The organism is Rhodococcus sp. NPDC058505 (assembly GCF_042720095.1).
Lineage (GTDB): Bacteria > Actinomycetota > Actinomycetes > Mycobacteriales > Mycobacteriaceae > Rhodococcus_G.
The window spans coordinates 130,974-150,663 of the sequence record NZ_JBHXNB010000002.1 but is presented as its reverse complement, the minus strand read 5'-3'; the positions used below and the strand labels follow the sequence as shown (position 1 = coordinate 150,663).

Genomic DNA, 19,690 nt, shown 5'->3' with positions numbered 1-19,690 from the left:
CCCGGATCGAGTGAGCCCACCCTCACGGCCGGAGGTCGAGCGCCACTTTGCCGGTGGCGCCCCGCGATTCAAGGCTGCGCAGCGCGTCGGCCGCGCGGCCGATCGGGTGGAGGACCGGTTCGGCAACCCGCAGGACGCCCGACGCGAGGAGCGGCTCGAGCTCGGCCCACTGGCGGGCCGGGTAGCCGAGATCCTCCCGCAGATACTCGCCCCAACCGGCACCGAGCACCGAAATATTCTTCAGCAGTAGACGATTCACCTTGACGGTGGGGATTTCGCCCCCGGTGAAGCCGAGCACCACATGCCTGCCGCCGACGGCGAGGCTGCGCAGGCTGTCCAGGAATCGGTCGCCCCCGACCGGGTCGAGGACGATGTCGACGCCACGGCCACCGGTGATCTCGGCGACGGCGCCCTTGAACCCGTCGGCGAGGACCGTGTGCGTTGCCCGATGGGCCGCGGCGACCCGGCCCTTCTCCTCGGTGCTCACGACGGCGATGGTGTCGAGCCCGAGTGCGGCTGCGACCTGCAGGGACGCCGTCCCGAGCCCGCCTGCGGCGCCGTGCACGAGGACCGTGTCCCCCGGACGGCACCCGGCCCGTTCGGTGAGCGCGAAGTGGGCGGTGAAGTAGTTCATCAGGAACCCGGCCCCCGCGGTCAGCGACACCGCGTCGGGGAGCCGGAACACCGCCGCCGCGGGGACCGCGACGGTCCGTTGCCATGCGCCGCCGAACGCCAGCACCGCAACCCGGTCGCCGGAGCGAAATCCGCTGTCGGATGGCGCATCCCGGACGATCCCGGCACCCTCGACGCCCGGCGTGAACGGCACCGGGCGCACCACCTGGTAACTGCCGGACGTCTGGAGCAGGTCGGGGAACGAGACGCCCGCCGCGTCGAGGTCGACGACCACCAGGCCTGCCGGGTCGGGCTCCGGAACGTCGACGACCCGCACTCCGTCCGGCCCGATCGCCTCGACAACCTGCACTGCCCGCATGCCGTCTCTCCTTGTTCGACTGTCGGCCGCAGGCGCGACCCTCCCCATCAGTACCAGACGCACCGGAGCGGTCGCTGGGCGAAAGCCGACCGTTGACCGCTCGCCACCGGCGTGATAGGTGTCTTAGCGAGCGTTCAGTAATTGCGAGTTCCCGTCACCGGAGGAGCACCATGGCCGACGATCCGTCCACCCCGCCCGAGCAGGCGGCGCTGTACGAGCGCCGCGGCAACGTCGCCCTCATCACCCTGAACCGACCGCGCGCGATGAACGCGGTCAATGCGGCGCTGTCCACCGCCCTCGGCACCCTGCTCGAGCGGGCCGATGCCGACGACGACGTCCGGGTCATCGTGCTGACCGGCGCGGGACGAGCGTTCTGCGCTGGCGCCGACCTCAAGGCGCTCGGATCCGGCCAGTCCCTCGACGCGGACGGCCACCCGGGCTGGGGCTTCGCTGGCTACGTCCAGCACTGGGTCGGCAAGCCGACCATCGCCGCCGTCAACGGCTTCGCGCTCGGCGGCGGCACCGAACTCGTCCTCGCCAGCGACCTCGCGGTCATCGACGAGAACGCCACGCTCGGCCTGCCCGAGGTCAAGCGCGGCCTGTTCGCCGCGGCAGGCGGCGTCATCCGACTTCAGCAGCAGATCCCGAAGAAGATCGCGATGGAGATGGCCCTCACCGGTGAGCCGATCAGCGCCGTCGAGGGCAGGCGCCTCGGTCTCGTCAACCGCGTCGCCCCCGCGGGCACCGCCCTCGAGGTCGCACTCGAGCTCGCCGAGACGATCGCCGCCAACGCGCCGCTCGCGGTGCGCGAGTCGAAGGCAATGATCCACGCGACCGCACTCGGGCCGGACTGGGAGCAGGAGGTGTGGGACGCCAACGCGAAGGCGATCGGCGTCGTGTTCTCCAGCGCCGACGCCCAGGAGGGCCCGGCCGCCTTCGCCGAGAAGCGCGCACCGATCTGGCAGGGGCGCTGAAGCATGACCGAAACCGTGATCCCCACGTCCCGAAGGGAACTCCCATGACCAACGCAGTCATCGTCGACGCGGTCCGGCTCGCCTCCGGGAAGGGCAAGACCGGCGGCGCCCTATCCGGCACCCACCCGGTCGAGCTTCTCGCCCACGTCCTGCGCGCCATCGTCGACCGCAATGGCATCGACCCGGCGCAGGTCGACGACGTCATCGGCGGATGCGTGCAACAGGTCGGCGAGCAGGCGCTGAACATCTCCCGCACCGCGTTGCTCTCCGCCGGGTTCCCGGATTCGGTGCCCGCCACCACAATCGACCGGCAATGCGGATCGAGCCAGCAGGCGGCGCACTTCGCCGCACAGGGGGTCATCGCGGGCGCCTACGACATCGCCATCGCCTGCGGCGTCGAATCGATGAGCCGCATCCCGATGGGCACCTCCCCGATCGGGCAGGATGCGAACGGCCCCGGAATCGCCGCGCGGTATCCGGAAGGCCTGGTTCACCAGGGCATCTCGGCGGAGTTGATCTCCGCGAGGTGGAAGCTCGACCGGGACACCCTCGACACCTACGCGGCCCGGTCACACCAGCGCGCCGCCGCCGCGAGCACCGCGGGCACCTTCGACAGGGAGATCGTCCCGATCGACGTCACCACCGCCTCCGGTGACGTCGTCGCGCACACCGTCGACGAGACCGTCCGCGCCGCTACCACCGCCGAGGGCCTCGCGGGACTGCGACCGTCGTTCCGCACCGACGCCGTCGCCGCTCGCTTCCCCGAGGCACCCTGGCAGATCACGCCCGGCAACTCGTCGCCGCTCACCGACGGCGCGTCGGCGGTACTGATCATGAGCGAGGAGATGGCGAACAGGCTGGGGCTGACCCCGCGCGCCCGCTTCCACTCGTTCGCCGTCGCAGGCGACGACCCGCTGTTCATGCTGACCGCACCGATCCCGGCGACCCACAAGGTGCTCGCGCGGGCCGGACTGCGCATCGACGACATCGACGCATACGAGGTCAACGAGGCCTTCGCCCCGGTGCCGCTGGCGTGGGCCCACGAATTCAACGCCGACCCGGCCCGACTGAACCCGCTCGGCGGTGCGATCGCCCTCGGCCACGCGCTCGGCTCCTCGGGCACCCGGCTGTTGACCACCCTCGTGCACCACCTCGAGGCAACCGGCGGCCGCTACGGCCTGCAGACCATGTGCGAGGGCGCGGGCATGGCCAACGCCACCATCATCGAACGACTCTGACTCACACCCTCTTTCGAAAGGACCTTCATGATCGTCAACGACAGCGTCGCCGTCGTCACCGGCGGCGCGTCCGGCCTCGGGCTCGCCACCGTCAAGGCCCTGCTCGCCGACGGTGCCCAGGTCGTCATCATCGACCTGCCTGCCTCCAACGGCGAGGTGGTTGCCAAGGAATTGGGTGACCGGGTGCGGTTCGCCGCCGCCGACGTCACCGACGAGGCGGCCGTCGCCGAGGCACTCGACGTCGCGGAATCGCTCGGCCCGCTGCGGGTCGCGGTGAACTGCGCGGGCATCGGCAACGCCGTCAAGACCGTCGGCAAGCAGGGCGTCTTCCCGCTCGACGCGTTCAAGAAGGTCGTCGACGTCAACCTGTTCGGCACCTTCAACGTGCTCCGCCTGGCCGCCGAGCGGATCGCCAGGACCGAACCGGTCGACGGCGAGCGCGGCGTCATCATCAACACCGCCTCCGTCGCCGCCTTCGACGGCCAGATCGGCCAGGCCGCATACTCCGCGTCCAAGGGCGGCGTGGTCGGCATGACGCTGCCGATCGCCCGCGACCTGGCCTCCCTGCTGATCCGCGTCGTCACCATCGCGCCCGGCCTGTTCAAGACCCCACTGCTCGGCTCGCTACCCGAGGAGGCGCAGCGTTCGCTCGGCGGCCAGGTGCCGCACCCGTCGCGCCTCGGCGATCCAGCGGAGTACGGCGCCCTCGCCGCGCACATCGTGTCGAACCCGATGCTCAACGGGGAGACGATCCGCCTCGACGGCGCCATCCGCATGGCCCCGCGCTGACCCGCCGGTCGCGAGGAGGGGCCGATGCCGTCATTGCCGACGACCACCACCGCCTGGCGGCACTTCGAGCCACTGCGGCTCGGCCCCATCCTCGACCATGCGCTTGACGCGTTCCACGAGAACGGTTTCCACGGAACAACCGTGCGCGAGCTTGCCCGCCGGGTCGGGGTCACGGTGCCCGCGCTGTACTACCACCACGAGAACAAGGAAGCGGTCCTCGTCGCGATCGTCGACGCGACCGTCCGTGACCTGATCGGCCGCTGCCGGTCCGCGGTCGCCGACGGCGGCGAGGACCCGGTGCTGCGGTTCACCTACTTCTTCGACGCGGTCGTGTTGAACATGACGCACCGCGCCAGGCAGTCCGCGCTCGACTCCGAGGTGCGGCACCTGTCGCCGGCAAACCGACGCACCTACGCGACCACCCGCAAGGAACTCGAACTGATCGCACTCGGCCTGGTCACCGACGGCACCCGGCAGGGAGTGTTCGCCGTCGACGACATCCCCGAGACGGTTCGTGCCCTACTCGGCATGGGTCAGTCGATCGCCCGCTGGTACCAGATCGACGGGCCGCTGACCCCGGATGCCGTCGCCGCCCGCTACACCGACATCGCCCTGCGCATCGTCGGCCATCCGGCATCGCCCTGAGCCCCTACCGCGAGGAGACCATCGTGCTGTCCACCGCATTCACCACAACCTTCGGCGTCCGTCACCCGATCGTGCAGGGCGGCATGCAGTGGGTCGGACGCGCCGAACTCGTTGCTGCCGTGGCCAATGCGGGTGCGCTCGGCATGCTCACCGCCCTGACGCAGCCCACTCCGGAGGAGCTGGCCAGGGAGATCGCCCGCACCCGCGAGCTGACCGACCAACCGTTCGGCGTGAACCTGACCATCCTTCCGGCGATCACCCCGCCGCCCTATCAGGAGTACCGGCAGGTCATCATCGACTCCGGGGTCACGGTCGTCGAGACCGCGGGCTCCAGCCCCGCACCGCACCTACCCGATTTCCACGCCGCCGGGATCAAGGTGCTGCACAAGTGCACCAGCGTCCGGCACGCGGTTGCGGCGCAGGACCTCGGCGTCGACGGCATCAGCATCGACGGCTTCGAATGCGCGGGGCACCCCGGTGAGGACGACGTCCCCGGACTGGTACTGATCGCCGCTGCCGCGGAACAGATCACGATCCCGATGATCGCGTCCGGCGGCTTCGGTGACGGCCGCGGTCTGGTCGCGGCGGTCGCGCTCGGTGCCGACGGCATCAACATGGGCACCCGCTTCATGTGCACCGAGGAGTCACCGATCCACCGCACGATCAAGGAGGCGATCGTCGCGGCGAACGAGACCGACACCGAACTGATCCTACGGCCCCTGCGCAACACCGCGCGCGTCGCGAGCAACACCGTCAGCCGCGAGGTCGTCGACATCCTCAGCCGGGGCGGACTGTTCGAGGATGTGCGCGAGCTGGTTGCCGGCGCTCGCGGACGTCTGGTCTACGAGAACGGGGACCCCGAGGCAGGCATCTGGTCGGTGGGCACCGTTCAGGGCATCATCCACGACATCCCCACCGCCGGAGACCTCGTCGAACGGATCGTCGCCGACGCCGAGGCCTTGATATCCGAACGTCTTGCCGGACTGCTGAATCCCGTCCACACCTGATCCACCAGAGGAGAGCGACCATGAAGCGCACCCACTTCGAAGCCGACCACGAGGACTACCGCAACACCGTCCGCGAGTTCCTGGCCCGCGAGGTCGAGCCGCACTACCTGCAGTGGGAGGAGGACCGGCTGATCGACCGGTCGGCGTACCTCGCCGCGGGCAAGTCCGGCATCCTCGGCCTCGGCGTCCCCGAGCAGTTCGGCGGGTCCGGTGTCACCGACTACCGGTTCCGGCACGTGGTCGCGGAGGAGATCGCCCGCACCGGAAGCACCTCGTTCGGTGCGAGCCTCAGCCTGCAGGACGACATCGTGATCCCGTACCTGCTGCACCTGGGCACCGACGCACAGAAGGAACGCTGGCTGCCCCGATTGGCGTCGGGAGAGCTGATCGGCGCGATCGCGATGACCGAGCCCGGCGCAGGGTCCGACCTGCAGGGCATTCGGACCACCGCCGTGCGGGTCGGCGACGAATGGGTGATCAACGGGCAGAAAACGTTCATCACCAACGGCATTCACTCCGATCTCGTGATCGTGGTGTGCCGCACCGACCCGAACGCAGGCAGCAAGGGCTTCTCGCTGATCGTCGTCGAGCGTGACGCACCCGGGTTCAGCCGGGGGCGGAAGCTGCACAAGGTCGGTCTCGCCGCGCAGGACACCGCCGAACTCGTCTTCGAGGACGTCCGGGTGCCTGCGCAGAACCTGCTCGGCACCGAGGGCCGCGGGTTCGTCCACCTGATGGAGAACCTGCCGCTGGAGCGAATCGGGATCGCGGTCAGCGCGATCACCGCCGCGCGCGCCGCGTACGAGTGGACGACGGCGTACGCGTTCGAGCGCAAGGCATTCGGCAATCCGATCGGAGATCTGCAGAACACCCGCTTCGCCCTCGCCGAGATGCTCACCGAGATCGAGGTCACCGAGTCGCATGTCGACCGCTGCGTGATCGCGTTGAACGCGGGCGAGTTGACCGCGGTCGACGCGTCGAAGGCTAAGTGGTGGGCCTCGGAACTGCAGAAGCGGGTCGTGGACCGCGGTGTGCAATTGCATGGCGGCTACGGCTACATGATGGAGTACCCGATCGGCCGCGCCTACGTCGACGCCCGGATCCAGACCATCTACGGCGGCACCACCGAGATCATGAAGGAGATCATCGGCCGCGACATCGCTGCCGGGTTTAGGTAGCGGCCCGGTCAGCTGCGCGGGCGGTCGAAGAGGTCGACCACCGTCGACGCATGCTCGACCGGGATGTCAACGGCAATGTGTTCGCCCATCCGCAGCCAGCCGCCCCGCAGCGTCGAGGTCATCCACTTGTCCAGTGCATCACGGGTTTCGAACCGGAGCACGATCACGCACACGTCCGACGTGCTGCTCTCCTTCAGCCAGCCGCCGCCGAGGAAGCCGGGGAACATCCGGGCGAGCCCGAGACCGCTCTGAATCCAATCGGCGAAGGCGTCGTCGCGACCGGACATGATCCGGCGCACGATCGTCGTGGTGACGTTGGCAACCGCACCCGGGTTGCCGGGGTCATCGGATTCGGTCACTGCCCCTGCCTCGCTCACGCACGACGGACGCGCCGTGTGCGTTCCGAACTTACCAGGCACGGCTGCGGTGACCAGCACGGTTCGCCCGGGTGCGGGCCGGTCCCGCGGCGGTCATCCCATCGGGTCGTCGACGATGTCGACGGCGGGCGGGCGGAAGGGGGCCAGCAGCGCGCCCCAGCGCACGCACTCCCACCCGGCGGCCGTCGGGACCAGCTCGATGGTCTGGGTGTTGTCCAGGTGAGTGTCCGCGGAGAAGGTGCCGTCGACGTCGGCGAGGTGCCGGGCGACGAGTCGGATCGCGGCGCCGTGACTGACGACGAGCACGTCGCCGTCCTCGTCGGTGCCGTCGAGGTAGCGGCCGCGCAGCGACTCCACGACGGGCAGGTACCGCTCGAGAACGTCCGCACCGGACTCGCCACCCGGCATCCTTGCGCCGAGCTCGCCCTGATGCCAGGCGTGGAAGACGGACGCGTACATCTGGTGCGAGGCCCGGTCGGCACGATCCTCCAGGTCGCCGGCCTGTGCCTCGTGGATACCCTCGTGCACCTGCACCACGATCCCGGAGGCCCGCTCGATGAATCCGGCGGTCTGCCTGGCGCGCAACGCCTCCGACGCGACCACCGCCTTCGGGGGCGGACCGGCCAACGCCGTCCCGAACGCCTGCGCCTGCCCCTCCCCCATCGCGGTGAGGCGCGCGCCCGGCAGCCGGGTGTCCAACCGGCGGGCGACGTTCGCCTCGGTCTGTCCGTGCCGGACCAGGATCAGTTTGCCCGCCACGTCAGTTCGTTCCTTCCGGTTCGCCGCCCCGGATCCGCTCGAGCCAGCCGCTCGCCTCCTGGTCGGACGGCGGTCGGCCCTGGCCGGGTGTTGCCGTCGCCCAGGACCCAAGAAACCGGACCGTGTGCTTGCGGTGCAGGGCTTTCAGGGCCTCCGCCACCGCCGAATCCTCGACGTGCCCGCTGCAGTCCAGGTAGAAGCGGTAGGTTCCGAACTCGACCCGGGTCGGCCTGGACTCGATTCGGGTGAGATCGATTCCGCGGGTGGAGAATTCGGCCATCGCCCCGACCAGGGATCCGGGCTCGTGATGGAGCTGCAGCACCACCGACGTGCGATCGGAGCCGGTCGCCGGGGGCACCGGGCGGGGTCGCGTGACGAGAACGAAACGTGTTCGGGCACCAGAGAAGTCGGCGACCCCCTCGGCGAGCACAGCGAGCCCGAGGCGGTCGCTGGCGAGGGCGGTGGACACCCCGGCATCCGCGCGGCCTGCGGCGACGTCCTCGGCGGCACCCGCGTTCGACGACGCCGATTCGACGACGGCGTCCGGCAGGTTCGCCTCGATCCAGTTCCGCACCTGCGCCTCGGCGACCGGGTACGCCCGGATGGTGCGGACGTCGGCGAGGTCTGTGCCCGGCCGGCCCACGATCGTGAAGGCCACGTCCAGTTCGGTTTCCGCGACGATCTGCAACCGGTCGCCAGCGGCGAGCGCGTCCATCGTCGGCCGAACCGGACCCTCGACGGAACTTTCGATCGGCACCACCGCCCCCTCGACCGATCCGTCCCGAACGGCCGCCAGCGCGGCAGGCGGGCTGGCGGCGACGACCCGCTCAACCGGACCGTCGAAGGCACCCGACGACTCGAGTTGGTCGAGCGCCATCTCGGTGAAGGTTCCGGAGGGTCCAAAGTAAGCGATGCGCGGCACCCGTCCAGGTTACGCACCCCCGCCAACCCCCTCCCCGAGCCCGACACGCCGAATCCGACATGCCGCCACGGCACCCCGCTGATCGAGTGACGCGTCCGTTCAGCCAGCGGGGGCGGGCGGGGATCAGGCGAGGCCGATGTCGGCGTGGATGCCGCGTGCCCGCAGCTGCTCGGCGACCGCGTCGGCGTCGGGAACGGCGATCCCGACGAGCACCTCCCGCACCGCGGCTGCGGCGGCCGCGCTGAGCGCGGCGACCGGGCCCGGGTCGGCCGCCCGATACGCGGCCGGGATGTCGTCACCGCGCAGCGCCGCGACGGTGGCGGCGAGGATCGCCACCACCTCAGCCCCGTCGGCCGCGTGCGCGACGAACCCGGTGTCGGAGTGCGCGAGCACGGCAAGGAAGTCGGCGACGTCGTCGGCGTCGAGCCCGGCGGACAGTACCGGCTGCGCGCCTGCGGCGACGATGCGCTCGGCGGACTCGGCCGCCCACCCGCGTCCGGCCGCACCGGGGTGGACGCGGATCGCGAGCAGGCCGGGCAGCCGGACCGGGTCGCCCGCGGCAAGGGCGAGCGCGTCGGCGAGGTGCTCGAGGGGGCAGTCGACCTCGATCCGCGCAGGCTCCACCGGAACGACAAGCGATTCGGGAGCGAGGTCCAGACGCAGCCACAGCGGGCCGTCGAGGCCGTTCGTGTCGCCGAGCGCGGACGCGGCACGCACCGGCGGACCGACCAGCGCGTCCCGTGCGCGACCACGGGCGCTGTCGGCGTCGGGGCGGGCCCGGGAGATCAGCCCCGCGAACGGGGGCTGGGGTTCGCTGGGGGCGGGTGGTTGCAGGTTGAGCAGGGTGGCCACCGGTCAACGGTATCCCCGGCGCGAACCCTTGCGCGGCCCGCCCCTCTCATCTAACTTAGGCATGGCTAACCTATTGTGACCGCCGCCGCATCTCGGGAATCCACCCCGCGCGGACCGAAAAGGAGCATCATGACCGCCGCCGCAGTCCTCGGCCCGTCCACCGCCGAACGCGTCCGCACCGCCTGCGCTCGCGCCGGGCAGGCGGTCCTCGCCGCCGACGGCAGCGATCCGGTCACCGTCGCGGTCCACCACCTGCGCTCCGGCGGCGACGTCGTCCTCGCCGTCCCGGACGGCACCGCGGTCACCGCGCTGACCTGGCAGGCCGGCCGCGGCGGCCTGCCCGCCGTCCTCGAACTCACCGACCACGCACCGCTCGTCCTGCGCGAACCGGTCCGCTCCCTGGTGTGGCTGCGCGGCAGCCTGCACGCCGTCCCCGCCGAGGCGGTCCGCGCCCTCGCCTCCGCCGTCGCCGCCGACCACCCGGACCCGGCCCTGCTCGACGTCGGCCACACCACCACCCTGCTGCGACTGGTGCTCGACTCCGTCGTCGTCGCCGACAGCCACGGCGCCGAACCGGTGCCGCTCGGGGACCTCCTCACCGCGCCGCTCGACCCGTTCTGGTCGGTGGAGGACTGCTGGCTCGAGCATCTGGAGGCGGGCCACGGCGACCTCGTTCATCAACTGGCGCAGCGCCTTCCGTCGCATCTGCGCCACGGACGGGTCCGCCCACTCGGGCTGGACCGCTACGGCATCCGACTGCGGGTCGAGGGACCGACCGGCGACAACGACGTCCGACTGCCGTTTGGCGAACCCGTCGACGACGCCGCCGGACTGAACCGGGCGCTGCGCATCCTCGTTGGCTGCCCGTTCCTCAACGGCCTGCGCGCCCGACACTGAGGCGCGCCGCGCTCGCGCCTATCGTCGTCACGTGACCCGGCTCGACGACTGGCTCCGGCCGACCCCGCCAACACCGACGGACCCACCACTGGACCCGGCGCAGCGCCGTGCGCTGTGGGTCGAGGTCACGGTCGTCCTGCTGGTCACCTTCGGTCTCAGCGGGCTGTCCGGTGCCCTGTCGCTGATCGAGACCGCGATGGCACCGGGCCAACTGTCCGACCAGTCCGTCGCCCTGAACGCCTCCCGCTCCACCATCGGCTGGATCGACCTCGGCAGGCAACTGCTCGGCATCGCCCGACTCTGCGCGTGGGCGGCACTTGGCCTGTACCTGCTGTGGCGCAGCGGGCTCGGGCCGGAACGGATCGGTCTCGGCCCGCGCCCGCGCTGGCGACGCGACCTGCTGCCGGGTGTCGGACTCGCCGCGCTGATCGGGCTGCCCGGGCTGGTCCTCTACCTGGCCGCGACCGCGGTCGGGGCCAACCTCACCGTGGTCCCCAGCACCGTCGACGACCACTGGTGGCGGCTGCCGGCGCTGGTGCTGTGGGCGCTCGCCAACTCGGCCGCCGAGGAGGTGCTGGTGGTCGCCTACCTGCTCTCCCGGCTGCGGCGACTCGGCTGGAGCGAGAACGCCGCGCTCGGGGCGTCGGCCCTACTCCGCGGCAGCTACCACCTCTACCAGGGCATCGGCGGCGGCCTCGGGAACGTCGTGATGGGCCTGGTGTTCGGCCGGTACTGGCAGCGGACCGGAAAGCTGTGGCCGCTGGTCGTCGCGCACTGGCTGATCGACACCGTCGCGTTCGTCGGCTACACCGTGCTGCACGACCACCTGCCGTGGCTGCCCTGACCGACGTCGACCAGGAATCCGGTGGTCGCCAGTACAGTTTCTTGGGTGAGCGGCGACCACCCCCGATATCGCGACCCCCGTGACCCCGCGGTGGGGCGCGGGGCCGATCCGCGGCGCGGGCACGGTTCGGGGCCCGCACCGCAGGGCGCGGGGCGACCGCAGCCGCACCGGGGCAGCGTGCCGCCGCAGCAGTACCCCGTTCGGCACCCGGACCCCCGTCCGGGCCAGGTCCGCGGCGGGCCCCCGCCGCGGAATCGGCCCGCGCCACCGCCGGAGGGCACACAGGTCATCCGCCGCGACGGCCGCCCCGCCCCGGCGCGGGCGTGGTCCCAGGAACCGGACCCGCGACCGCCCCGCCCCGCGCCGCAACCCCGCCCCAGGGCGGCCTCCGGTCACGCCCCGACCCAGACCCCCCGTCCGTACCCGGAGCGCCGCGCCGGGACCCCGGTCCCGCCGCCGCCACCGCCGCCGCGCCCACGACGCCCCGCCGGCCCACCGCCAGCGGAGCCGGCACCGAGGCGTCGCGCCCGCTGGGGCCGCCGCCTCGGGCTGACGGTGCTGGTGCTGCTGCTGGTCATGGTCGGCTCGGTGGTCTACCTCGACCGCTCACTGAATCGGATCGACGCGCTCGCCGACTATCCAGGACGGATCGCCGATACCCCTGGCACCAACTGGCTGCTGGTCGGCTCCGACAGCCGCGCGGGCCTGACCGCCGAGCAGGACCGGGAACTGGCCGCGGGCGGCGACATCCAGGGCAAGCGCACCGACACCATCATCGTGGTGCACATCCCGAAGAGCGGCGGCGCGACGATGGTGTCCATCCCCCGCGACTCGTACGTCAACATTCCCGGGTGGGGCAGCGACAAGATCAACGCGGCCTTCTCGATCGACGGCGGCGGACCGCAACTGCTGGTGCAGACCGTCGAGGAGGCGACGGGCCTGCGGATGGACCACTACGCGGAGATCGGATTCGGCGGCTTTGCCGGCATCGTCGACGCGATCGGCGGCGTCCACCTGTGCGTGCCGTACCCGATCGACGACCCGCTCGCGGGGATCAACCTGCAGGCCGGGTGCCAGGATCTGACCGGGCCCGAGGCGCTCGGCTTCGTCCGCAGCCGCGCAACCCCGCTCGCCGACCTGGATCGGATGAACAACCAGCGCCTGTTCATGTCGGCGATGCTGGACAAGGCGACGAGTCTGGGCACGATGATCAATCCGCTGCGGTTGTGGCCGATGATCACCGAGGCGGCGGGGTCGCTGCAGGTGGACGAGGACGATCACCTGTGGCACCTGGGCGCGCTCGCCCTGGCGATGCGCGGCGACCTGGTGACGACCACGGTCCCGATCGGCGGGTTCGAGGACGTCGCCGGATCCGGCAACGTGCTGCGCTGGGACCGGGACGCGGCCTCCCGGTTCTTCGATGCGCTGGCCAACGACGAGCCGGTGCCCGCGGACCTGGTCACCACCAACTGATCCGGGGCGACGGTAGGCTCGGCCGCATGTCCGAGACCAGTGAGCGCAGCGAGTTCCACGCCCTTCTCGACGCGCAGATCCGCAACGAGTTCACCGCGTCCCAGCAGTACATCGCGGTCGCGGTGTACTTCGACAGTCACGACCTGCCGCAACTCGCGCAGCGCTTCTACGCGCAGGCGAACGAGGAACGCAACCACGCGATGATGATGATCCAGTACCTCGTCGACAACGGCCTCGACGTCCACGTGCCCGGCGTCGGCGAGGTGGTGACCACGTTCACCTCGGTTCGCGAACCCGTGGAACTGGCTCTGCGGCAGGAGCATACGGTGACCGAGCAGGTGACCGCCCTCGCCCGCACCGCCCGTGACACCGGCGACTACCTCGGCGAGCAATTCATGCAGTGGTTCCTCAAGGAGCAGGTCGAGGAGGTGGCGTCGATGAGTACGCTGCTGACGATCGTCGATCGGGCGGGCGGAAACCTGTTCAACATCGAGGAATTCGTGGCCCGCGAGTTGAACTCGACCGCCGCTCCGGATCCGTCGGCACCGCGGCCCGCCGGCGGACCGATCTGACCGGCTGGGCCACGCGCGCGGCCCCGGCGGGCACCCGGAAAATAGGGTGAACTCAGTTAGGAAACACTGCCCTCAATAAGGTTGCGCTTGGATGCGGAGCGCCCTGACCAGCGTTATTGTCGCTGCCATGCCCACACCGGATGACGCGAACCAGACCAAGTTTCACGCCCTCCTCCACGAGCAGATCCGCAACGAGTTCAATGCGTCGCATCAGTACATCGCGATCGCCGTGTACTTCGACAATGCGGATCTTCCGCAACTGGCGCAGCACTTCTACGCCCAGTCCGTCGAGGAGCGGAATCACGCGATGATGATCGTGCAGTATTTCCTCGACCGGGACATCGAGGTCGCGCTCACCGGTGTCGACCCGGCGCAATCGCACTTCGGCGCCCCGCGGGAGCCGATCGCGCTCGCACTGGCACAGGAGAAGGCGGTCACCGAGCAGATCGTCGCCCTCGCCCGCACGGCCCGCGACGAGGGCGACTACCTCGGCGAGCAGTTCATGCAGTGGTTCCTCAAGGAGCAGGTCGAGGAGGTCGCGACGATGAACACCCTGCTCACCGTCGCGGACCGGGCCGGAACCAACCTGTTCGACCTCGAGGCGTTCGTCGCGCGCGAGATGAATGGCCCCGACGGCTCGGTCGGCGCACCCCCGATCGCGGGCGGCGCGATCTAGTCAGGACCGGACGCCCTCGTAGTAGCCGCGGATGTGGTCCCGGATCCGGTGCTGGGCCAACTGCGGATCCCCGGCCTCGACGGCCTCGACGAGGCCCCGGTGCTCGTGCCGCAGCCGGCTGCAGATGGTCGGCCAGCCCGCCGGGTCGACGCCGCCGACGACGTACGACTCGATGGACGCACGCAGACCCGCCATCATCGCCGCCACCACCTGATTCCCGGCCGCGTCCGCGAGGGCGACGTGGAACTGGGAGTCGAGGATCAGGAACTCCGTCGCGGTGAGCGAAGCGCCGTCCATCGCGTCGAGCAATTCGACGGCCGGGCCGAGGTCGGGCACCGGTCGCTGCGCGGCCAGCGTCCGCATCACCTCCGACTCAAGAATCAGCCGGGTCCGGACCACGTCGTCGACCGGAAACCCTTGCGCTGCAACCTGCATCCGCATCAGCATCGACATTCCCCCGGTGGGTCGGGCGACGATCATCGCGCCAGCGTTCGGCCCGGACCCAGTCTGGGCGCGCAGCAGCCCCATCGCCTCCATCACCCGGAGCGCCTCACGCACCGAGGAGCGGCCGACCCCGAGGTCCGCGGCCAGCGCCCGTTCGCTGGGCAGCCGCTGGCCGGGACGGGCCTCACCGGAGACGAGCATCCGCTCGAGACTGGCCAGCACCTGCTCCCAGGCGCGGGGGGCGGACGGCGGGGACGACAGCGACGACATGGGTGGTCAGCCTAGGCGCCCGCTCATGGCAGCATCCATCCCAGCACCGGCGTCGACTGCAGGTACACCAGCGTGCACAGGATCAGCAGCATGCCGAGGCTGTAGCCGATCACCTTGCGCAGCAACACCGGTTCGCTTCCCGCCTGACCGACCGCGGTCGCCGCGATGGTCAGGTTCTGCGGGCTGACGAGCTTGCCGACGACGCCGCCGGAGGTGTTGGCGGCGACCAGCAGGGTCGGGTCGATCCCCGCATGCTGTCCCGCGGTCTGCTGCAGCTTCGCGAACAACGCGTTGGCGGAGGTGTCGGAACCCGTCACCGCCGTGCCCAGCCAGCCGAGGATCGGCGAGAAGAACGCGAAGACCGCACCGGTGCCTGCCAGCCAGGTACCGATCGCGACGGTCTGCCCGGACTGGTTCATCACGTAGCTCAGGCCGAGCACGGTGGCGACGGTAGCGATGGCAAGGCGCATCTTGACGAGGGTGACGCCGAACGTGGTCGCCGCGGCGCGGACCGACATCGGGAACTGCCCGTTGCTCGTCCAGAAGCGGTAGACGACGGCGACGATGACACCGCAGATCAGCAGCAGGGTGCCGGGGTTCGACAACCACGAGAAGGTGTAGACGGCGCTGGATGCGGGCTCGCCGCTGCCGGTGAGCAGGTTCCCGTACAGGCCGGGCCACTCGACCCGGCGGTCGGTGCCGGACAGCCAGGCGGGCAGGTCGACGCCGAGGGTCCACAGCTTGGCGACACCGAAGACCACCACCACCAGCAGGTAGGGGAACAGGGCAAGGAACACCCGGGACGCACCGAGCGGTTCCGGTTCCACGTGGGAGCGCTGGTCGTCGGGGGTGGTCGGCGCCCAGAAGCGCAGCATCAGCACGGCGGCCGCCAGACCGGCGAGGGAGGCGACGACGTCGGTGAGTTCGTAGGAGAAGTGGCTCGAACACCAGAACTGGGCGAACGCGAAGACCACGCCGGTGACAAGGGCGATCGGCCACACCTGCCGCATGCCGCGACGCCCGTCGACCAGGAAGAGCAGCAGCAGCGGCACGAACAGCGCCAGCACCGGCGTCTGCCTGCCGACGACCGCGGCGATCTCGGTCGCCGGGATGCCGGTCAGGTTTCCGGCGGTGGTGATCGGAATTGCCATGGCGCCGAACGCGACCGGGGCGGTGTTCGCGACAAGGACGGTGACGGCGGCCCGGATCGGTGGCATGCCGAGGGCGATCAGCATCGCGCCGGTGATGGCCACCGGGGCACCGAATCCGGCGAGCGCCTCGAGCATCCCGCCGAAGCAGAAGGCGATCAGCATCGCCTGGACCCGCATGTCGCCGCGGCCGATCGAGTTGAACACCCGCCGCAGGTCCTCGAACCGCCCACTGACGACGGTCAGTTCGTAGAACCAGATCGCGGTGACCACGATCCACATCACCGGGAAGAGCCCGAACGCGATGCCCTGCAGCGCCGACAGCCCGGTCAGCGAGACCGGCATCGAGAAGCCGACGATCGCGACCACCACCGCGACCGCGAGGGCCCCGAGGCCGGCGTACCAGGCCTTGAGCTTGAAACCGGCGAGCAGCACGAAGAACGTCAGCAACGGCGTCAGGCCGACCAGCGCCGAGGCGGTCAGGCTGTGCGCGACGGCGTCGGTGGCCGGGGTGAAGGTCACCGCCAGGTGGTCGATTGCCACATGAAACTCCTGGGACGGCGCCGCTGGTGGCGGCGGGTTTCGTCGTGACTGTGTGGTCAGACCACAGCAAGGTACACCATGACCGGGGTCACAATCGAGCTCCGAGTCGGAATCGTTGCCGATCTTGCGAAAACGCGTTGACCGTGGGTTACTGTGGTCTGACCACAACGACGACTGCGGAGATCTCCATGCGAATCGCGCTGTTCGCCACCTGCATCGGGGACACGATGTTCCCCGACGCCGCCCGAGCCACCGCACTGCTGCTGACCCGGCTCGGCCACGAGGTGGTGTTCCCACCCGGCCAGACGTGCTGCGGCCAGATGCACGTCAATACCGGGTATCAACCCGACGCGCTGCCCCTGGTGGCGAACTATGCCGACGAGTTCGGTGACGCCGCGATCGACGCGGTCGTCGCCCCGTCCGGGTCCTGCGTCGGGTCGGTGCGACACCAACACGAGATCGTCGCCGCCCGGTACGGCGGGGTTGCGCTGCGCGAGCGGGTCGAGACGGTCAAGGCCAAGACCTACGAGCTGTCCGAACTGCTCGTCGACGTGCTCGGGGTGACCGACGTCGGCGCCTGGTTCCCGCACCGCGTCACCTACCACCCCACCTGTCACTCGCTGCGCATGCTGCGGGTCGGCGACAAGCCGCTGCGGCTGCTGCGGGCGGTCCGCGACATCGACCTCGTCGAACTCCCGGAGGCCGACTCCTGTTGCGGCTTCGGCGGCACCTTCGCGCTCAAGAACGCGGAGACGTCCACCGCGATGCTCGCCGACAAGATCCGCAACGTCGCGGCCACCGGAGCCGAATCCCTTTGCGCCAGTGACTCGTCCTGCCTGATGCACATCGGCGGTGGGATGTCCCGGTTGCAGATGGGCACCCGCACCATCCACCTCGCCGAGATTCTCGCGTCCACCCCGCCGAAGGAGCCCGCATGACCACCGTCGGCCTCGGACTCCCCCCCGTCCCGCCCCGTGCGCCGCAGGGAGTCGGGTTCCTCCGCGGCACCGAGACCTTCCCGAAGGCCGCGCACCACGAGCTGGCGGACGCGCAGCTGCGCCGCAACATCGGCAAGGCCACCCACACCATCCGTGCCAAAAGGCTGGCGGTCACCGGCGAACTGCCGGACTGGGAGGAGTTACGCGACAGCGGTTCCGCGATCAAGTCCGACGTGATGAACCGACTACCGGAGCTGCTCGAGCAGCTCGAGGCCGCGGTGGTCGCGCGCGGCGGAGTCGTGCACTGGGCCGCCGACGCGAACGAGGCCAATGCGATCGTCACCGACCTGATCCGGGCAACCGGCGCCACCGAGGTGATCAAGGTGAAGTCGATGGCCACCCAGGAGATCGAGCTCAACGAACATCTCGAGGCCAACGGCATCACCGCATACGAGACCGACCTCGCCGAGCTGATCGTCCAACTCGGACATGACAAGCCGTCGCACATCCTGGTGCCGGCAATCCACCGGAACCGTTCGGAGATCCGGGAGATCTTCCTTCGCGAGATGGCCGGCGTGGACCCGGACCTCGACGCGGAACCAGCCCACCTGGCGGCTGCGGCACGAAAGTTCCTGCGGCACAAGTTTATGACCGTGCCCGTCGCGGTGTCGGGAGCGAACTTCGGGATCGCCGAGACCGGCACCCTCGGCGTCGTCGAGTCCGAGGGCAACGGCCGGATGTGCCTGACCATGCCGCAGACCCTCATCACGGTGATGGGCATCGAGAAGGTGCTCCCCCGGTACGCGGACCTGGAGGTATTCCTGCAACTGCTGCCGCGGTCCTCGACCGGTGAGCGGATGAACCCGTACACCTCGATGTGGACCGGCGTGACGCCAGGCGACGGCCCGCAGGCCTTCCACCTGGTCCTGCTCGACAACGGACGCACCGCCGCGCTCGCCGACTCGATCGGCAGGCAGGCCCTGCACTGCATCCGCTGCTCGGCGTGCCTGAACGTGTGCCCGGTGTACGAGCGCACCGGAGGACACGCCTACGGCTCCACCTATCCCGGGCCGATCGGCGCGGTACTGACCCCGCAGCTCGCCGGGATGGACGCGGACGACGACCCGAACGCCAGCCTGCCGTTCGCGTCCAGCCTCTGCGGCGCCTGCTTCGACGCCTGCCCGGTGAAAATCGACATCCCGTCACTGCTCGTCGAACTGCGTCACCAGAAGGTCGAGCAGGCCGGGTTCGGTGCGGAGAAGGCAGCGATGCGGGCGGCGTCGATCGCGATGAGTTCGGCGCGGCGATTCACGGTGGCGCAGAAGGCCGCGGGCCTCGGGCGGCTGGTCGCCGGGAAGAAGGGGAAAATCTCCACGCTGCCCCCACCGCTGAACGGCTGGACCGCGGCCCGCGACCTCCCCGCGCCCCCGAAGCAGACGTTCCGGCAGTGGTGGGAGTCCGCGGAGGGCCGGTCGGCGATGGACGCCGCGCGAGCGGAGGGACGGGAATGAGCGCGCGCGAGACGGTCCTCGCCCGGATCCGGGACGCACAGAAGCTGGCTCCTCCTGCACCGCAAGATATTCCGCGGGCGTACCGGACCGGGCGAACCATGCCCGACGGCGACCGCATCGACCTGCTCGTTGACCGTCTCGTCGACTACAAGGCGCACGTCCATCGGTGCGCCGCAGCCGAGGTCGCCGACACGATCACCCGGGTGCTCGGCGAGATCGGCGCGCACCGCGTCGGAGTTCCTGCCGGGCTTGATGATTCGTGGCTGTCGACCTTCGGCGGCGAGGTGCAGGTGGACTCGTCCGAGACCCCCGCGCCACGGCTGTCGGAACTGGACGCGGTCGTGACCGCGTCCACCGTCACCGCCGCGGAGACCGGCACCATTTTCCTCGACGGCAGCCCCGACCAGGGCCGCCGCGCCCTGACCCTGGTCCCGGACGTGCACCTGTGCGTCGTGACCGTCGACAGCGTCGAGGTCGGGGTCCCGGAGGCTCTCGCGCGCCTGGTTCCGGAACGGCCGACCACCCTGATCAGCGGGCCGTCGGCCACCTCCGACATCGAGCTCGAGCGGGTCGAGGGCGTCCACGGCCCGCGCACCCTGCACGTCGTCATCGCTGGATAGGCGCTCCGCGCCCGTGAGTCTT

General features: G+C 70.4%; 21 protein-coding genes. 14 read left to right on the top strand and 7 right to left on the bottom strand.

What is annotated here, in order from left to right; all coding sequences use genetic code 11:
- Positions 1–22: 22 nt before the first annotated feature.
- The gene (locus ACFWPA_RS02335) at positions 23–991 is read right to left on the bottom strand and encodes an NADPH:quinone oxidoreductase family protein (RefSeq protein WP_378508534.1); all 969 of its coding nucleotides are present in this window, start codon (positions 989–991) and stop codon (positions 23–25) included.
- A 170-nt stretch (positions 992–1,161) separates the two neighbouring features.
- Here ACFWPA_RS02335 and ACFWPA_RS02330 point away from each other — a divergent pair, with 170 nt between their 5' ends.
- From ACFWPA_RS02330 to ACFWPA_RS02305, 6 genes are read left to right on the top strand one after another with little or no spacing between them, the layout of a single operon-like run.
- Complete coding sequence (locus ACFWPA_RS02330) at positions 1,162–1,965, top strand: crotonase/enoyl-CoA hydratase family protein (protein WP_378508535.1); 804 nt, start codon at positions 1,162–1,164, stop codon at positions 1,963–1,965.
- A gap of 44 nt (positions 1,966–2,009) precedes the next feature.
- Positions 2,010–3,203, top strand: a complete 1,194-nt coding sequence (locus ACFWPA_RS02325) for a thiolase family protein (protein ID WP_378508536.1) — start codon at positions 2,010–2,012, stop codon at positions 3,201–3,203.
- A gap of 27 nt (positions 3,204–3,230) precedes the next feature.
- Positions 3,231–3,992, top strand: coding sequence for a 3-hydroxyacyl-CoA dehydrogenase (locus tag ACFWPA_RS02320; protein WP_378508537.1), 762 nt, complete (start codon positions 3,231–3,233; stop codon positions 3,990–3,992).
- Positions 3,993–4,016: 24 nt separating this feature from the next.
- Positions 4,017–4,637 (top strand): TetR/AcrR family transcriptional regulator, encoded by a 621-nt coding sequence (locus ACFWPA_RS02315; protein WP_378508538.1) that lies wholly within the window; start codon positions 4,017–4,019, stop codon positions 4,635–4,637.
- A 23-nt stretch (positions 4,638–4,660) separates the two neighbouring features.
- Complete coding sequence (locus ACFWPA_RS02310) at positions 4,661–5,644, top strand: NAD(P)H-dependent flavin oxidoreductase (RefSeq protein ID WP_378508539.1); 984 nt, start codon at positions 4,661–4,663, stop codon at positions 5,642–5,644.
- 20 nt (positions 5,645–5,664) lie between these two features.
- Entirely contained in the window at positions 5,665–6,822 is a 1,158-nt protein-coding gene (locus ACFWPA_RS02305) for an acyl-CoA dehydrogenase family protein (RefSeq protein WP_378508540.1), read from the top strand.
- A gap of 8 nt (positions 6,823–6,830) precedes the next feature.
- On the opposite strand, the gene ACFWPA_RS02300 is transcribed toward ACFWPA_RS02305, so the two are convergent.
- From ACFWPA_RS02300 to ACFWPA_RS02285, 4 genes are all read right to left on the bottom strand, one after another.
- Entirely contained in the window at positions 6,831–7,181 is a 351-nt protein-coding gene (locus ACFWPA_RS02300; protein WP_378508541.1) for an antibiotic biosynthesis monooxygenase, read from the bottom strand.
- Between the two features lie 111 nt (positions 7,182–7,292).
- The gene (locus ACFWPA_RS02295; protein ID WP_378508542.1) at positions 7,293–7,958 is read right to left on the bottom strand and encodes a histidine phosphatase family protein; all 666 of its coding nucleotides are present in this window, start codon (positions 7,956–7,958) and stop codon (positions 7,293–7,295) included.
- Position 7,959: 1 nt separating this feature from the next.
- On the bottom strand, positions 7,960–8,880 hold the full coding sequence (gene pheA, locus ACFWPA_RS02290; RefSeq protein WP_378508543.1) for a prephenate dehydratase: 921 nt from the start codon (positions 8,878–8,880) through the stop codon (positions 7,960–7,962).
- A 123-nt stretch (positions 8,881–9,003) separates the two neighbouring features.
- Positions 9,004–9,732 (bottom strand): hypothetical protein, encoded by a 729-nt coding sequence (locus ACFWPA_RS02285; RefSeq protein ID WP_378508544.1) that lies wholly within the window; start codon positions 9,730–9,732, stop codon positions 9,004–9,006.
- Positions 9,733–9,861: 129 nt separating this feature from the next.
- On the opposite strand from ACFWPA_RS02285, the gene ACFWPA_RS02280 reads away from it, so the two are divergent.
- From ACFWPA_RS02280 to ACFWPA_RS02260, 5 genes are all read left to right on the top strand, one after another.
- Positions 9,862–10,629: a DUF2470 domain-containing protein gene (locus ACFWPA_RS02280; protein WP_378508545.1), complete on the top strand. Its 768-nt coding sequence runs from the start codon at positions 9,862–9,864 to the stop codon at positions 10,627–10,629.
- A 31-nt stretch (positions 10,630–10,660) separates the two neighbouring features.
- Positions 10,661–11,473, top strand: coding sequence for a CPBP family intramembrane glutamic endopeptidase (locus tag ACFWPA_RS02275; protein ID WP_378508546.1), 813 nt, complete (start codon positions 10,661–10,663; stop codon positions 11,471–11,473).
- 288 nt (positions 11,474–11,761) lie between these two features.
- The gene (locus tag ACFWPA_RS02270) at positions 11,762–12,946 is read left to right on the top strand and encodes an LCP family protein (protein WP_378508594.1); all 1,185 of its coding nucleotides are present in this window, start codon (positions 11,762–11,764) and stop codon (positions 12,944–12,946) included.
- 26 nt (positions 12,947–12,972) lie between these two features.
- Positions 12,973–13,518, top strand: coding sequence for a ferritin (locus ACFWPA_RS02265; protein ID WP_378508547.1), 546 nt, complete (start codon positions 12,973–12,975; stop codon positions 13,516–13,518).
- 127 nt (positions 13,519–13,645) lie between these two features.
- Positions 13,646–14,194 (top strand): ferritin, encoded by a 549-nt coding sequence (locus ACFWPA_RS02260; RefSeq protein WP_378508548.1) that lies wholly within the window; start codon positions 13,646–13,648, stop codon positions 14,192–14,194.
- Here ACFWPA_RS02260 and ACFWPA_RS02255 read toward each other — a convergent pair whose 3' ends face one another.
- Positions 14,195–14,908, bottom strand: coding sequence for a FadR/GntR family transcriptional regulator (locus tag ACFWPA_RS02255; protein ID WP_378508549.1), 714 nt, complete (start codon positions 14,906–14,908; stop codon positions 14,195–14,197).
- A 23-nt stretch (positions 14,909–14,931) separates the two neighbouring features.
- Positions 14,932–16,599, bottom strand: coding sequence for an L-lactate permease (locus ACFWPA_RS02250; protein WP_378508550.1), 1,668 nt, complete (start codon positions 16,597–16,599; stop codon positions 14,932–14,934).
- 188 nt (positions 16,600–16,787) lie between these two features.
- Here ACFWPA_RS02250 and ACFWPA_RS02245 point away from each other — a divergent pair, with 188 nt between their 5' ends.
- The 3 genes from ACFWPA_RS02245 to ACFWPA_RS02235 are packed head-to-tail and all read left to right on the top strand — an operon-like array spanning position 16,788 to position 19,668.
- Entirely contained in the window at positions 16,788–17,537 is a 750-nt protein-coding gene (locus ACFWPA_RS02245; RefSeq protein WP_378508551.1) for a (Fe-S)-binding protein, read from the top strand.
- On the top strand, positions 17,534–19,048 hold the full coding sequence (locus ACFWPA_RS02240; protein ID WP_378508552.1) for a LutB/LldF family L-lactate oxidation iron-sulfur protein: 1,515 nt from the start codon (positions 17,534–17,536) through the stop codon (positions 19,046–19,048). Before ACFWPA_RS02245 ends, ACFWPA_RS02240 begins: the two co-directional genes overlap by 4 nt.
- On the top strand, positions 19,045–19,668 hold the full coding sequence (locus ACFWPA_RS02235; RefSeq protein ID WP_378508553.1) for a lactate utilization protein C: 624 nt from the start codon (positions 19,045–19,047) through the stop codon (positions 19,666–19,668). Before ACFWPA_RS02240 ends, ACFWPA_RS02235 begins: the two co-directional genes overlap by 4 nt.
- The last annotated feature ends 22 nt before the right edge of the window (positions 19,669–19,690 follow it).